The organism is Caldimonas taiwanensis NBRC 104434, assembly GCF_001592165.1.
Taxonomy (GTDB): Bacteria; Pseudomonadota; Gammaproteobacteria; order Burkholderiales; family Burkholderiaceae_C; genus Caldimonas; species Caldimonas manganoxidans.
Genome location: NZ_BCWK01000004.1, coordinates 228,175 through 243,273, shown reverse-complemented (window position 1 = coordinate 243,273; position 15,099 = coordinate 228,175). Strand labels below are relative to the sequence as shown.

Below are 15,099 nucleotides of genomic sequence, written 5' to 3'. Positions count from 1 at the left end.
ATCGTTCATCGATAGCGCACCAGCCAGTTGAAGGCCAGCAGCGACAACAAGAAGTACACCGCACTGGGGGTGGCCGCCGCCAGCCATGGCGTCCAGTCTTGCAGCAACCCGATGTGGGTGAAGACGTTATTGAGCAGGACGAAACTGATCCCCAGCATGATGCCGCCGAACACCTTGAGGCTGATACCGCCGGCGCGGCTGTGCAGATAGGCAAAGGGCAGGGCCAGCATCACCATCACCAGGCAGGCCAAGGGGTAGAGCACTTTCTTCCAGAACTGGATTTCGTAGCGTTGCGCGGCTTGCTCGTTGTCGGTCAGGTGGGTCATGTAGCGAAACAGGTCCAACGCCGACATTTCGCTGGGCGGCCGCACGGCGGCCACCACCACATTGCGCGTGAGTGTGCTGCGCCACTGAAGCCGGTCGAGCCGCTCCTCGATGACCTGCAAATCCCACGAATCGGGCTCGGGCTGCCAGCGGCTGCGTTGCACGTCGGACATCGTCCAGACCCCTTCGTCATCGACGGTGGCCGACGCGGCCTGCAATTGCCCCACCAGGCGTCCCCGGGTGTCGAATTCGTACAGCCGCACCTGCCTGAGGCGCCCATCGGGGCCCGCGGCGGTGACTTGCACCGAGTAGCTGCGTTCACCCTCGGGGGTGAGCAGCCGGTCCTTCAACCATGTGCCGGCTTGGCCGTACACCGTTTGTCCGCGCGCCATCGTCCGCACTGCATGCGCTTGGCGGTCGCTGTAAGGGGCGAGGTAATCCCCCAGCACGAAGGTCAGGGCGGCGAACATCAGCCCGAGCCCCAGCAAAAGGCTCAGCGCACGTCGTGGGCCGAGGCCGCTGACGCGCAAGATGGTGTATTCCGAGGACTGTGCCATGCGGGCCATCGAATAGATGGTGCCAATCAGCACCGCAATCGGCATCAGCACATAAAGGTGGCCGGGCAAGAGCAGGGCGCAGTACCACAGGGCCTGGTGCAGTCGGTAGCCTCCGCGGCCCACCCGCTCCAGTTCATCGACCACGTCGATGAAATAAAACAGTGCGAGGAAGGCCACCGCGACGAAGGCAATCGATGTCAGGATGTCCTTGTAGAGCAGGCGGCGCACGGTCTTCATGCCCGGCCCTCCGATGCAGCGGCTGGACGCAGCCCGGGCAGCAAACCGCGCCACCCATGCTCGCGCCAGCGCAACAGGGCCAGCGCCAACACGGCCGCGCTGCCATGCACGGCCAGCAGCGCGGCCATCGGGCTCAAACGACCGATGGACACCCATGCCTGCGTGAGGTTGAGCAAGTTGTAATACACGACGAACGTCAACAACGCGAACATCAGATTCCAGCTCGTTCCTCGGCGAGGCGAGGTGGCCGACAGGCCCACGCCCAGCAGGATCAGATTGAAGGCCGTCAGCGGCAAACCCAAGCGCCAGGTCAGCTCGCCGAGATGGCGCGGCTGCGGGTCCAACCACAGTGACAGGCTCGAGCGTGCTCGCGGCGCCAGCACCGGTTCTTGCGGACGGACTTTGTCGTCTACCAGGATGCGATAGGTTTCGAATTGCGCGACCCGACGCTTGCCGGTGCGCAGGTCGTGGTCGGTTTGCTGTCCGGCCTCCAGCACGAGATAGCGATCCTCGCCGTCGAGCTCGATGCGCCCCTGGCTGGCGGTGGTCACGGTCTCGCGGCCTTCATCGCGCGTCAGGACGAACACGTTGCGTCCGACACGACCTTCGTCCGTGTTGCGTTCGATGAAAAACACCCGTCGACCATCGCTGGAGCTCTGGAACTGCCCTGGGGCGACCCGGGACAGATCCGAGCGACGTTCATAAAGTGCGCGCAGCTCCGAGATGCTCTGGTTGGCCCAGGGCCATACCAGCAGCGCCAGCACGGCGATGACGGCCAGCACCGGGGCGGCCAGTCTCAACACCGGTCGGGTGAAGCGGCTCAGCGGCACCCCACTGGCGAACCACACGGCCATTTCACTGTCTCGGTACATGCGTGACAGCGTGCTCACCGTGGCGACGAACAGCGACAGCGCGAGGATCGAAGGCAGGTAGCCCAACACCGTGTAGCCCAGCAGCAGCACCACGTGTTGCGGGGAGACGGCGCCACTGGCCGCTTGACCGAGGGTGCGGATCAACATCATCGTCAGCACGATGGTCAGCAGCACCACCAGGGTCGCGCCAAAACTGCGGCTCAGCTCTTTACGGACGGAGGAATCGAATAACATCGGCGCACCGAATGAATGGTCGCATTATGGACTTTCGAGCGCTTCCCTCCTCACCGGCCCTGTGGGCTGAAACCCCTTGCGACGCCATGGTGGTCGTCTTGAACGCGGCCTTGTCGTCGCAGGACTTGCCCACCCCACTGGCCGGTCTGCTGGCCGATGCTTTGAAAACCCAAGATCTCGCCCTCAAGGCAGGCCGTAGCCTCTACCTGCACCGCCCAGCCGGACTGCGTGCGCCCCGTCTGGTGTTCACGGTGGCTGCCGATGGCTCGGCCAAGGCGTATCGCCACGCGCTGAGCGCAGCGATGCCAGCGCTCAAGCACAGCGCAGCGCGTCACCTGGCGGTGACCCTGCCGCCTCAGGCGAGCTGGTCGTGCGCACACGCACACGCCTTGGTCAGCGCGCTGGAGGAGGCCGTCTACGTCTATCGTCATACCAAACCCAGCGCTCCCCCGGCGCCTGCGGTGTCCAAGGTGAGCCTGCTGGTGGGCAAGGACGGGCTCAAGGCCGTGCAGCACGATTTGGCGCAGGCCCGTGCCATTGGCCTGGGGGTGGCCGTGGCGCGCGAATGGGCCAACCGACCCGGCAATCACTGCACGCCGACCCATCTGGCCGACGAGGCGCGTCGCTTGGGCCAGGCCCACGGACTGAAGGTCGAGGTGCTCGACCGCAAGGCGGTCGAAAAGCTGGGCATGGGGGCTTTCTTGGCCGTGGCCCAAGGCTCGGAGCAGCCCTTGCGGTTCATCGTGATGCGTTACGACGGGGGGCGTCGGGGCGAGCCCCCCCATGTGCTGGTGGGCAAGGGCATCACCTTCGATACCGGGGGCATCTCGATCAAGCCTGCCGCCGAGATGGACGAAATGAAGTTCGACATGAGTGGCGCAGCCAGCGTGCTGGGCACCATGCGCGCTCTGGCCGAGCTCAAGCCTCGAGTCAATGTCGTGGGGCTGATTCCGGCCTGCGAAAACATGCCCGACGGCCGCTCGGTCAAGCCCGGTGACGTGGTCACCAGCCTGTCGGGCCAGACGATCGAGATCCTCAACACCGATGCGGAAGGCCGCCTCATCCTGTGTGATGCGCTGACCTACGCGGAGCGCTTCAAGCCGGCCTCGGTGGTGGACATCGCCACCCTCACCGGTGCTTGCGTGATTGCCTTGGGGCACCACCACAGCGGCCTGTTCACGGCCGACGATGCATTGGCCGAGGCCTTGCAGACGGCCGGTCGAGAGGCTTTGGACACCTGCTGGCGCATGCCGCTGGACGAGGAATACGACGAGGCCCTCAAGAGCAACTTCGCCGACATGGCCAATGTCGGCGGTCGGGCCGGCGGGGCGATCACGGCGGCCATGTTTCTGCGGCGCTTTGCCGGGAAGTACCGGTGGGCCCATTTGGACATTGCCGGCACGGCCTGGAAGAGCGGAGCGGCCAAAGGGGCCACGGGCCGCCCGGTGGCTTTGCTGACGCGATATCTGCTGAACCAGGCGCGCTGAGCGCCGCGGGTGCCGTGACGGACATCGCCTTTCATTTCAACCTGTCCGACAAGCTGGCTTATGCCTGTCGGCTGCTGCGCAAGGCCATCCGTTCCGGGGTCCGTGTCGCCGTGGCGGGGCGCGAGGCCGAGGTGGCCGAGCTCGACCGGGCCTTGTGGGTGTTCGACTCGGTCGAATTCCTCCCCCATGTTCGATGGCCCTTGCCCGAGGGGCCGGTGGGCCGACGGCTGGCCGCTCACACCCCCGTGTGGCTGGCGCCCAATCCCAGCGATGTGCCTCACCGTGAGGTGTTGGTGAACCTGGGCGGTGGGGTGCCGGCCGCCTACGATACCTTCGCGCGCTTGATCGAGCTGGTCGGCCTTGAGGAGAGGGATCGCCTGGATGCCCGACGGCGCTGGATGCACTACCGGTCGTGTGGGCACGCCGTCGAGTCCATCGACGCGGGCCAACGCGCCAAGCAGCCCTGATCGCCACGCCGGTTCATGCCCCGGATCGACCGCACACCATCATGACGCGCCAGGCGTCGTTTCGAAGCGTGACGCAGACGCAACAGCAATCAGGGGCAATGCCAAGGCGATTTCAGCGCAAACTGTTATACATTGCTTGTTTTCAACCTCAGGCGCGCTGAGGTCGCGCCCGACTCAAGTTCACAGCTCATTTTTCAAGGACATCTATGAAGAAGCTGACTCTCTTGGCAACAGCGGTTGCCTTGGCTGGCCTGGCCGCATGTGGGAAGAAGGAGGAGGCGCCTGCAGCGGCTGCGCCCGCGGCGGCTCCCGTCAGTGAGGAGGTGGTTCGCTTGGGCCATGTGGGCCCGACCAGCGGTGCGATCGCGCACTTGGGCAAGGACAACGAGTTGGGCGCGCGTCTGGCGATCGACGAACTCAACGCCCAAGGGCTGGTCATCGGCGGCAAGAAGATCAAGTTCGAGCTGCTGGCCGAAGACGATGCCGCCGACCCCAAGCAGGGCACGGCAGCCGCCCAGAAGCTCGTCGACTCGGGCGTCAAGGGCGTGATCGGCCACCTCAACTCCGGCACCACCATTCCCGCCTCGAAGATCTACAGCGACGCGGGCATTCCCCAAATCTCGCCCTCGGCCACCAACCCCCGTTACACCCGCCAGGGCTTCAAGACCACCTTCCGTGTCGTGGCTGACGACGTTCACCTGGGTGGTACGCTGGGCCGTTATGCCGTCAATACCCTGAAAGGCAAGTCCATCGCGGTGATCGATGACCGTACCGCGTACGGCCAGGGCGTGGCCGACGAGTTCGAGAAGGGGGTCAAGGAAGCCGGCGGCAACGTCGTGGCACGCGAGTTCACCCATGACAAGGCCACGGACTTCACCGCCATCTTGACCACCATCAAGGGCAAGAACCCCGACATCGTCTTCTACGGTGGCATGGACGCCGTGGCCGGCCCGATGCTGCGCCAGATGAAGTCGCTGGGCATCAACGCCAAGTTCATGGGCGGTGACGGCATCTGCACGGGCGAACTGCCCAAGCTGGCTGCCGGCAGCATGGCCGATGAGCAGGTCTACTGCGCCGAGGCCGGTGGTGTCGAAGGCGAGCAGAAGGCCGGTCTCGATGCGTTCAAGGAGAAATTCAAGCAGAAGTTTGGTGTGGACGTGCAGATCTACGCTCCGTACGTGTACGACGCCACCATGGTCATGGTCGAGGCCATGAAGAAGGCCGACTCGACCGATCCGGCCAAGTACCTGCCTGAGTTGGCCAAGATCGAGTACAAGGGCGTGACCGGCACCATCACCTTCGACGAAAAGGGCGACATCAAGAACGGTGCTCTGACTCTGTACACCTACAAGGGCGGTCAGCGCGAGCAGTTGGCCGTGATTCGCTGATCTCTGAGCCGCCGATCCTCTAAACGGGGGGCGTCCAGCAGGACGCCCCCTTCTTTTTTCTTGCCCCCTCCATTCATTGTTCTTGTCCTTCCCTCGCCGTTTTGCTTGGGCTGGGGCGCCTGGCGGCAAGGCCGACTTCTGCCGCCATGGGAGCAGCAGTGCTGCGATCGACGGGCCCATGAAACGCAAAACCCCGCAGAGCAAAGGCTACATGCGGGGTTCTGGCGGAGAGGGCGGGATTCGAACCCGCGGTGGGCTATTCACCCACACACGCTTTCCAGGCGTGCGACTTAAACCACTCATCCACCTCTCCGGGCTGTTCGTGGCGGCCCAACGGCCGAAGCCCGACATTGTAGCAAGTTTGATCCGACTTGCGTTGGCCTGCCGGGCTGGCTGCGGCCGGGTCAGCGGTTGGCGTTGGCCGTGCTCTTCATGAGCGTCATGGCCGTGCCGATCAAGGCCGAGACTTCGCTCATGTTGCCAGGCACGATCATCGTGTTGTTCTTCTGGGCCAGCTGGGCGTAGGCCTCCACGGCCTTCTCTGCGACCTTCAGGTTGACGGCCTCGGCGCCGCCGGGTTGTTGGATGGCTGCAGCGATCTTGCGGATCGCCTCGGCCGTGGCTTCGGCCACGGCGACGATGGCCGCTGCCTGCCCTTGGGCGATGTTGATTTCGGCTTGCCGCTGGCCTTCGGACTTGTGAATGAAGGCCTGACGCTCGCCTTCGGCGATGTTGATCTGTTCCTGCTTGCGCCCTTCGGAGGCAGCGATCAGGGCACGTTTCTCGCGCTCGGCCGTGATCTGAGCCTGCATGGCGCGCAGGATCTCGTTGGGCGGCGTCAGGTCCTTGATCTCATAGCGCAGCACCTTCACGCCCCAGTTCAGTGCAGCCTCGTCCAAGGCATTGACCACGGCGACGTTGATCGCCTCGCGTTCTTCGAACGTCTTGTCCAGTTCCATCTTGCCGATCACCGAACGCAGCGTGGTCTGGGCCAGCTGAGTGATGGCGATGATGTAGTTCGACGAGCCGTAGCTGGCACGCATCGGGTCGGTGACCTGAAAGTACAGGATGCCGTCGACGGCCAGCTGGGTGTTGTCCTTGGTGATGCACACCTGGCTTGGCACATCCAGCGGGATTTCTTTGAGCGAATGCTTGTAGGCCACGCGGTCGATGAAGGGGACGAGGATGTTCAGGCCTGGGCTGAGCACGGCATGAAAGCGCCCCAGACGCTCGACCACCCAGGCGTGCTGCTGGGGCACGACTTTGATCGATTGGGCGATGAAGATCACCGCGATGAACAGCAAGACGATGGCGACGATTTCCATGGTTCCTCCAGAGCTGTCGTTGGATTCAGCGGTCGACGAGCAAGTGATGGCCCTCGACGGCGCGGATGGTGTAGATGCCAGGTTCGGGCGTGCCAGTGCCGGCGTAGCGAGCCGTCCAGAGGGTGCCGCGGTAATGCACTCGGGCCGTCTGATCCGGCCGCCATTGCTCAATGCTGACGCGCTCGCCGATGTCCAGCAGGTGATGCTCAGGCTCGGCTTGGGCGTTGCGCCGTGGATGGCGGCCGCGCAGCCCGCGCCACAGGGCCACGGCGCCACCGCCGACGACGGCTGCAGCCACGAGCTGGCCGCTCCAGCCCAGGCCGGCGTGAGCGGCCACGGCCCCAGCGGCCAACCCCAGGGCCATCATCAGCAGATAAAACGTTCCGGTCAGCAGTTCGAAGACGACGGCCAGTCCGGCCAGCAACCACCACCAGGTGGCGTCTTGAAATCCCATGGCAGATGTCCTTTGGCTTGGATGACACGCGCTGGCAGTGTACGAGCTCGACTGCCGATGGTGGCCTCCCCGTCGTGGGGGTGTGGCAATGACAGGACAGCATGCCAGCCCGCTGGTCCAGGGTCAGGCGAAGGCCCTACACTTCGCGCTTTCCGTTTCCGATTTGCGCCCTGGGGGGGGGCTGCCATGCTGCGCTTTCACTTTCCCATCGTGATCATCGACGAGGATTTCCGCTCGGAGAACGCCTCGGGTCTGGGCATTCGGGCCTTGGCCGATGCGATCGTCAAGGAAGGCTTCGAGGTGCTGGGCGTCACCAGTTACGGTGACTTGTCTCAGTTTGCGCAGCAGCAAAGCCGCGCCAGTGCCTTCATCCTGTCGATCGATGACGAGGAGTTTGGCTCCGGGTCGAGCGAGGAGGTGGACGCGGCCCTGAAGAACCTGCGCGCCTTCGTCAGCGAGATCCGCTTCAAGAACGCCGAGATTCCCATCTACCTGTACGGCGAGACGCGCACCTCGCAGCACATTCCCAACGATGTGCTCAAGGAATTGCATGGTTTCATCCACATGTTCGAGGACACCCCGGAGTTCGTGGCGCGCCACATCATCCGCGAGGCCAAGAGTTACCTCGATTCGCTGGCGCCGCCGTTTTTCCGTGCTCTGGTGGGCTATGCCCAGGACGGCTCTTATTCATGGCATTGCCCGGGGCATTCTGGCGGGGTGGCCTTCTTGAAAAGCCCGATCGGACAGATGTTCCATCAGTTCTTCGGCGAGAACATGCTGCGCGCCGATGTATGCAACGCCGTGGAGGAGCTGGGGCAGCTGCTCGATCACACGGGGCCGGTGGCTGCTTCGGAGCGCAATGCGGCGCGCATCTTCAATGCCGACCATTGCTTCTTCGTGACCAATGGCACCTCCACCTCCAACAAGATGGTGTGGCACCACACGGTGGCGCCAGGCGATGTGGTGGTGGTGGACCGCAACTGCCACAAGTCCATCCTGCACGCCATCACGATGACTGGGGCTGTGCCGGTGTTCCTGACGCCCACGCGCAACCATTACGGCATCATCGGGCCCATTCCGCAAAGCGAGTTCACGCCCGAGGCCATCCAGAAAAAGATCGCCGCCAACCCGTTGCTCAAGGGGGTCGATCCAAAGAAGGTCAAGCCGCGCGTGTTGACGATCACGCAAAGCACCTATGACGGCGTGCTCTACAACACCGAGATCATCAAATCGATGCTCGATGGCTACATCGATACGCTGCACTTCGACGAAGCGTGGCTGCCGCATGCGGCCTTCCACGACTTCTATTCGGGCATGCACGCCATGGGCAAGCATCGGGCCCGCACGAAGGAATCTCTGGTGTTTGCCACCCAGTCCACGCACAAATTGTTGGCCGGTCTGTCGCAGGCCTCACAGATCCTCGTGCAGGATTCGCAGACCCGCAAACTCGACCGCGCGCTGTTCAACGAAGCCTATCTGATGCACAGCTCGACCTCGCCGCAGTACGCGATCATTGCCTCGTGCGACGTGGCCGCGGCGATGATGGAACCTCCTGGCGGCACGGCCCTGGTGGCCGAGAGCATCCTGGAGGCGCTGGACTTCCGTCGGGCCATGCGCAAGGTGGAGAAAGAGTTCGGCTCGGACTGGTGGTTCAAGGTGTGGGGGCCGGAGAAGCTGGCCGAGTCTGGCATTGGCCGGCGCGAGGACTGGATGATCAAGGGCTCGGCCAAGTGGCACGGTTTCGGCAAGTTGGCCGAAGGCTTCAACATGCTCGATCCGATCAAGGCCACCATCGTCACGCCGGGCTTGGATCTGAACGGCAAGTTCGCCAGGACCGGCATCCCGGCTTCGATCGTGACCAAGTATTTGGCCGAACATGGTGTGGTGGTCGAAAAGACGGGGCTGTACTCCTTCTTCATCATGTTCACGATCGGCATCACCAAGGGCCGCTGGAACACGTTGTTGACCGCCTTGCAGCAGTTCAAGGACGATTACGACAAAAACCAACCCATGTGGCGCATCCTGCCGGAGTTCTGCGCCCAACATCCTCGCTATGAGCGCATGGGACTGCGCGATCTCTGTCAAGGCATCCACGAGATGTATGCCAAGCGTGACATCGCGCGCCTGACCACCGAGATGTATTTGTCCGATCTGCAACCGGCGATGAAGCCCAGTGATGCCTATGCGCGCATCGCCCACCGCGAAACCGAGCGTGTGGAGATCGACAAGCTCGAAGGCCGTATCACGACATCCTTGCTCACGCCGTATCCGCCGGGCATTCCTCTGCTCATTCCGGGGGAGCGTTTCAACCGCAAGATTTGTGATTACTTGCGATTCACGCGTGAGTTCAATGCGGCCTTCCCGGGCTTCGACACCGACGTGCACGGGTTGGTCGAGGAGGAAGACGGCAACGGCGTTCGGCGCTATTACGTCGATTGTGTGCGCTGAACCCTCAGCGTCAAAGGACGTGAGAGATGAGCATGCCGGGCGGATGGTCGGTGCCGGGACTGCCGGCTTGCGCGGCCCTGGGCACGCTGCTGCCCGTGTCGCGGCGCACGGCCACGCCCACGGCGACCATGTCCACCACCAGCAGGTGCAGGATGCGCGAGATCATCGCCAGGAAGGTGGCGCTGTCCTCGTTGTGGTCCACCGGAATGCAGACCGTGGCTTTTTTGGCCAGCGGTGACTTGCTGGCGGTGATGGCCAGCACCGCCGCTCCGCGGTCGCGCGCCAAGGTGGCTGCCCGTACCAGCTCGGGGGGCTGGCCCGAGCTGGAGATGAACACTGCCACGTCCTGCGGCCCCAGCAGCTCGGCGGCCATGGACTGCATCGAGGCATCGGTGTGCGCCACGGAAGGGATGCGGAAGCGAAAGAGCTTGTGCTGAGCGTCCAATGCCACCACGGCCGAGTTGCCCATCGCATAGAACTCCACGCGCTTGGCTTGGCGCAGCAGCTCGATGGCCTGGTCCACCGCTTCGACATTGAGGGACTCGCGGAACTGCACGATGGCCGAGATGGTGTTGTCCAGCACCTTGGCGCATAGATCAGGAGTGGCATCCTGCCGGCGCACCTGGGTGCGCTGCACGGGGATGTTGCCGGTCAGGCCGGAGGCGAGCTTGAGTTTGAAGTCGGCCAAGCCCTGAAAACCCAGCGAGCGGCAGAAGCGGATCACCGTGGGCTGGCTGACCTCGGCCATTTGAGCAATCACGGCGATGGGGTCGTTCAGTACGGTGCGCGGATTGTCCAGCACGAAGTCGGCCACTCGGCGCTCGGCCGGCGTCAGGCTCGGTCGGGCCGCGCGCACTCGCTCCATCAGCGGGTTGCCGCCTTCGTGGGCAGGCACATGCTCGGCCAGCAGCGAGGACACGCCATGGAACGCCGGGTTCTCGGCCGTGAGCACATAGGTGGGGATGCGGGCCACGTAAGCCGAGAAGCGCCCCTTGGCTTCGAAGCGCTGTCGGAAGCCTGAACGAAGGAAGAACTCGCCCAGCCGCGGCACGATGCCCCCGCCGATGTAGATGCCGCCCGTGGCCCCCAGGGTGAGGGCCAGGTTCGAGGCCACCGTCCCCAGCATGTTGCAGAAGGTCTCCACGGTCTCGACGCACCACGGGCACAGGTTTTGGATCGCGCGCCGGACGATGTCTGTGGTGCTCAAACGGGCCGGCAGGTCGCTGCGGCCCTCGGTGAGGGCTTGGTAGATGATCTCGATGCCCGGCCCCGAGACGAGCCGTTCCGCCGAGACGTGCGTCAGCGACCTCCAGGCATATTGCAGCACCTTGAGCTCACGCTCGTCGGCTGGCGAAAAGCTCACGTGGCCGCCTTCGGTGGCCAGCGTGGCCCAGCGGTCGCCCACGGGCACCAATCCGGAGACGCCCAGACCAGTGCCAGGGCCAAGCAGGCCGATCACGCCATTGGCCTGGGGTTCGCCACCGCCGACCTGGGCGCGTCCTTGCTCCCCCAGGCGCGGCAAGGACATGGCCAGTGCGGTGAAATTGTTCACCACCAGCAGGGTCGACAAGCCCAGCGCGCGCTGCGCCCCGGCGATCGAGAAGGCCCAGTCCCGGTTGGTCATGCGCACCCAATCCCCTTCGATCGGGTTGGCGATGGCCACGGCCGCATGGCGGGGCTTCAGGCCGGCGGGCAGGCTGTCCAGGTAGGCTTGCACCACCTCGACGAAGCCCGGGTAGTCTGCGCAAGGCAGCACCGTGACATAGTCGAAGCGGCCGGGCTGCTGCTCCAGGCAGAAGCGCGCATAGGTGGCGCCGATGTCGGCCAGCAGGCGCGGATCGGGGTAGGGCGGGGTGAAGCCCGGCATGTCAGGGGCTCCCGCAGCCACGAGCATGGGCGTGGTCAGGACCGAACCGGCGGCATGAGATGGGGACGAGGGCATGGCTTTCATTCTCCATGCGCACTGTACCCAAGATTGGGCGCCGGGCGTTCGGCCGGGCTGGTGGTGGGCGACGACGTTTCATGCTGGGGCCTCGCTCAACGCCCGGCTGCGGCCGGATCGCGCTCCAGCAGCACGACCCGGCCGGCCGCCAGGCTCACCTGCCCGTTGCGGACGGCCACCGACTGGCCGGTGTAGGCGTCGCGCAGGCGCTCACCTTCGCGGAAGACCTGTCCCACCGGCAGGCTGACCGGCCCGGGGGCGGTCAGGGCCACCACGACGCGGTCCCCGCTGGTGCGGTCGATGCGGCTGAAGACATAAGGCTCGGCCTGCAGTTGCTCATGCATGCCGCGGGCGATCGCCACATGACGGGCGCGGAACGTACCCAGCTTGCGCCAATGCTCCAGCAGCGCTGCGTCGATGCGGTCCCAGTTCATGAAGGAACGGGTGGCTTGTTGCGGGTCGGTACGTGGGCGGTATCCCTCCGGTCGCCCGGTCTCGTCGCCGTAGAAGATCTGCACGCCGCCGGGCACCAGCATCAGCGCGGTGCCAGCCTCGAACAGACGCTTGCGGCTGAAGAGTTCGGTGTCGTGCGAGGAGATGTAAGCAAGATTGCTGAACCCGGGCCGTCCGGCATAGACGCGTGCGTACTGCGCAAAGAGGGGTTCGGGCGCGCTGAAGCGGTGCCCCTGCTGCTGGAAGTTGAAATCGATCATCGCATCGAAGCCAGCGTCGTGCAATGCACTGCGCTCGGGCCCGTGGCCCCAGTATTCGCCCACCATCCAGAAGGGCTCGTCGTCGATCTTCTTGTCGGGGTTCTTGGCCTTCCATTCGGCCAAGGCCTGGGTGGCTTCGCGCTTGAGTTCTGCCCAGGCCTCGGGCTCGACATGCTTGACCGTGTCGGCTCGAAAGCCGTCGATGCCGTATTCGCGCACCCAGTCGGTCAACCAACGGATGAGATAGCCGCGCACCGTGGTGTTGGGCAGGTCCCGAGCACGCGTGTCTGGCTTGTGGCGCAGGAAGGTGGGCAGCTTGACGGCTTGTGGGCTTTCGGTGCGGAAGTCGGGCAGGTAGGCCAGTTGCATCGTGCGGTCGTCCCGTCCGCCGTCGAGGTAGCCGGGCAGTCCGGCGCGCACCCAGTCCCGCCCCCACCAGAGGCCGAATGCGAAGCTGTTGTAATCGATGAAGCTGTGGTAGTTGCGCAGGGTGGCTTGCTCGTGACCAGGCCACAGAACCTGTGGCACCAGCTCGGCGGCCGTACGCAGGTCCAGGTAGCCGGGATGGTTGAGCACCACGTCGAACAGCACGCGGATGCCCTGCGCATGTGCCGTGTCGACCATCTCGCGCAGTTCGTCTGCGGTGCCCATGTTGCCGTCGAGCACGGTGTAGTCCAGCGCGTAATAGCCGTGGTAGGCGTAATGCTTGAATTCTTTGTCGCCACCGACCACCCAGCCGCGGATCTGCTCATACGGGGCGGTGATCCATAGGGCATTGACTCCGAGCGCCTTGAAATAGCCTTCTTGGAGTTTGATCGTCAAACCTTTGAGATCGCCGCCGTGGAAAGTGGCGACGTCGTCCTTGGGCTGGGCTTCTCGCTGGCGCCCATAGCTGTGGTCATTGGCTGGGTTGCCGTTGAAGAAGCGGTCGGTGATGACGAAATAGACGATGGGGTTGTCGGCAAAGCGGCCGGGCACGGCGTGCGGGACGGTTTGCGCGCCTTCGGCGGGTGGGGCGGCCGGCGCAGGTGCGGGGGCCGATACCTGGGCAGACACGGATGCAGGCGTGTGGTTGGCCGTTCCACAAGCAAGCAGCATGGAGGCGAACAGCAAGGCCGGAAGCAGCGGTTTCATGGCAGCAGGCAAGACAGGCCCGCGCCGCTGCGGCGGCGCAGGTGGCATGGGGGGCGTGCCCCGCCAAGCGGGCTTACGCCGCGGCGGGGCCCGGTGTCAGCTCACTTGCAGGGCTTGGCCTCGCGGGCCTTTTTTGCATCGGCCAGCGAGGTGTAGATGGCGCGGTCGCCATTGTTCACCCAGATTTGCTTGTGAACCTTGCCATCGAAGGCCATGTCGCGGCCGCCTTGGTCCTTGGTATCACCCTTGTGGATGATGTAGTTCACCCGGCCATTGACGTAGTCGTCCAGCTTGGTGTGCCAGTACACGCCGAAATCGTCTTTGCCGGTGGGCATCATCGGCTTTTGCCATTCGATGCCGGGCAAGGGAATGCCTCCGTCCTTCCAGAGGTGCACCCCCCATCCGTCATAGTTGTTGTCGCAACGGTTGTAATGGATGGACACGTAGCCAGGCGGCGGCGCCGATCCCTGAGCCAGGGTTGCGGTGCCAACCACGAGCGTGGCAGTGGCAAGGGCGGATTTCAAAAGGGAAGAGAAGCGCTTCATCGTCATGTCTCCTTGCTGGGGGTTGAGGCGCGGTTGGGGATGGGTCGTCACGGGCTCATCCTTTCAGTCCGCCGGCGGTCAAGCCGGAAACCATCCATTTCTGGGCGAGGATGAAGACCACGGTGATGGGCAAACCTGAGAGGATGGCGGCGGCGGCAAAATCGCCCCACAGGTAACGCTGTTCATAGAGGAAGAGCTTGGAGCCCACGGCCAGTGTGAGCTGGTCTTGCTTCTGCAGCAGCACGGAGGCCACCGGATACTCGATGATCGCGTGGATGAAGGCCAGCAGGAAGACGACCAGCAGAATGGGAACGGCCATGGGCAGGAGCACCCATCGGAAGGCTTGCCAAGGCGAAGCACCGTCGACTTTGGCCGCCTCCTCGATCTCGCCGGGGATGGTGTCGAAATAGCCCTTGATCGTCCAGGTGAACAGGCCGATGCCCCCTGCATAGGCCAGCAGCAGCGACGCATGGCTGTCGATGCCGAACAGCGGGAAGACATGGCCAATGCGGTCGAAGACGGCGTAGAGGGCCACCAGTGCCAGCACCGCAGGGAACATCTGGATCAGCAGCAGGGCGCTGAGCGCCTGCGACTTCCCGCGGAACTTCATGCGAGCGAAGGCATAGGCCGCGGTGGTGGACAGCAGCAGGGTGATGATCCCCGACAGCGTGGCCACCTTCACCGAATTCCACAACCAGCGCAGCACGGGAAAGGGGGGCTCGACCAGGCGGCCGTCGGGCCCTTCGTAGGCGATGCCCAGTGCGAGCTTCCAGTGCTCCAGGCTGATTTGGTCGGGGATCAGGCTGCCGGCAGCGAAGTTGCCTGGCCGCAGCGAGATCGACAGGATCATCAGGAACGGAAAGACGATGACCGCAATGAGCGCGATCAGGAACACGTGCGCAGCCAGTACACGCCAGCGATGGGATTTGTCGAGAACGATGGCCATGGTCGGGAATGCTCCTCTGGAGGGCT

12 protein-coding genes and 1 tRNA gene are annotated in these 15,099 nt (G+C 64.2%); 4 read left to right on the top strand and 9 right to left on the bottom strand.

Annotated features, from left to right (window positions below):
• Positions 1-5 precede the first annotated feature (5 nt).
• Positions 6-1,118: an LPS export ABC transporter permease LptG gene (lptG, locus tag CTA01S_RS05625; RefSeq protein ID WP_062193063.1), complete on the bottom strand. Its 1,113-nt coding sequence runs from the start codon at positions 1,116-1,118 to the stop codon at positions 6-8.
• A complete protein-coding gene (gene lptF, locus CTA01S_RS05620; RefSeq protein WP_019559424.1) occupies positions 1,115-2,224 on the bottom strand; it encodes an LPS export ABC transporter permease LptF in 1,110 nt (369 codons plus the stop codon). Before lptF ends, lptG begins: the two co-directional genes overlap by 4 nt.
• A 26-nt stretch (positions 2,225-2,250) precedes the next feature.
• Here lptF and CTA01S_RS05615 point away from each other — a divergent pair, with 26 nt between their 5' ends.
• The 3 genes from CTA01S_RS05615 to CTA01S_RS05605 all read left to right on the top strand — a co-directional run bounded on the left by CTA01S_RS05615 (position 2,251) and on the right by CTA01S_RS05605 (position 5,566).
• Positions 2,251-3,711: a leucyl aminopeptidase gene (locus CTA01S_RS05615; RefSeq protein WP_062193061.1), complete on the top strand. Its 1,461-nt coding sequence runs from the start codon at positions 2,251-2,253 to the stop codon at positions 3,709-3,711.
• A 14-nt stretch (positions 3,712-3,725) separates the two neighbouring features.
• Positions 3,726-4,178 (top strand): DNA polymerase III subunit chi, encoded by a 453-nt coding sequence (locus CTA01S_RS05610; RefSeq protein WP_062193057.1) that lies wholly within the window; start codon positions 3,726-3,728, stop codon positions 4,176-4,178.
• Between the two features lie 206 nt (positions 4,179-4,384).
• The gene (locus tag CTA01S_RS05605) at positions 4,385-5,566 is read left to right on the top strand and encodes a branched-chain amino acid ABC transporter substrate-binding protein (RefSeq protein ID WP_033370852.1); all 1,182 of its coding nucleotides are present in this window, start codon (positions 4,385-4,387) and stop codon (positions 5,564-5,566) included.
• Between the two features lie 222 nt (positions 5,567-5,788).
• On the opposite strand, the gene CTA01S_RS05600 is transcribed toward CTA01S_RS05605, so the two are convergent.
• The 3 genes from CTA01S_RS05600 to CTA01S_RS05590 form a co-directional block, all read right to left on the bottom strand.
• Positions 5,789-5,879: transfer RNA gene (locus CTA01S_RS05600), tRNA-Ser, on the bottom strand.
• 91 nt (positions 5,880-5,970) lie between these two features.
• Entirely contained in the window at positions 5,971-6,891 is a 921-nt protein-coding gene (locus CTA01S_RS05595) for an SPFH domain-containing protein (protein WP_019559428.1), read from the bottom strand.
• A gap of 25 nt (positions 6,892-6,916) precedes the next feature.
• A complete protein-coding gene (locus CTA01S_RS05590) occupies positions 6,917-7,345 on the bottom strand; it encodes an NfeD family protein (RefSeq protein ID WP_062193054.1) in 429 nt (142 codons plus the stop codon).
• A 186-nt stretch (positions 7,346-7,531) separates the two neighbouring features.
• Between CTA01S_RS05590 and CTA01S_RS05585 the strand changes: the two genes are divergently transcribed.
• Positions 7,532-9,793, top strand: a complete 2,262-nt coding sequence (locus CTA01S_RS05585; protein WP_019559430.1) for an arginine/lysine/ornithine decarboxylase — start codon at positions 7,532-7,534, stop codon at positions 9,791-9,793.
• A 10-nt stretch (positions 9,794-9,803) separates the two neighbouring features.
• Here the strand turns inward: CTA01S_RS05585 and CTA01S_RS05580 are convergent, their stop codons facing one another.
• From CTA01S_RS05580 to malG, 4 genes are all read right to left on the bottom strand, one after another.
• On the bottom strand, positions 9,804-11,735 hold the full coding sequence (locus tag CTA01S_RS05580) for a glucokinase (protein WP_371326081.1): 1,932 nt from the start codon (positions 11,733-11,735) through the stop codon (positions 9,804-9,806).
• 95 nt (positions 11,736-11,830) lie between these two features.
• Complete coding sequence (locus tag CTA01S_RS05575; protein WP_157451303.1) at positions 11,831-13,582, bottom strand: alpha-amylase family glycosyl hydrolase; 1,752 nt, start codon at positions 13,580-13,582, stop codon at positions 11,831-11,833.
• Positions 13,583-13,683: 101 nt separating this feature from the next.
• Entirely contained in the window at positions 13,684-14,178 is a 495-nt protein-coding gene (locus tag CTA01S_RS05570; protein WP_156824505.1) for a pullulanase-associated domain-containing protein, read from the bottom strand.
• 4 nt (positions 14,179-14,182) lie between these two features.
• On the bottom strand, positions 14,183-15,073 hold the full coding sequence (gene malG / locus CTA01S_RS05565) for a maltose ABC transporter permease MalG (RefSeq protein WP_062193043.1): 891 nt from the start codon (positions 15,071-15,073) through the stop codon (positions 14,183-14,185).
• Positions 15,074-15,099 lie beyond the last annotated feature (26 nt).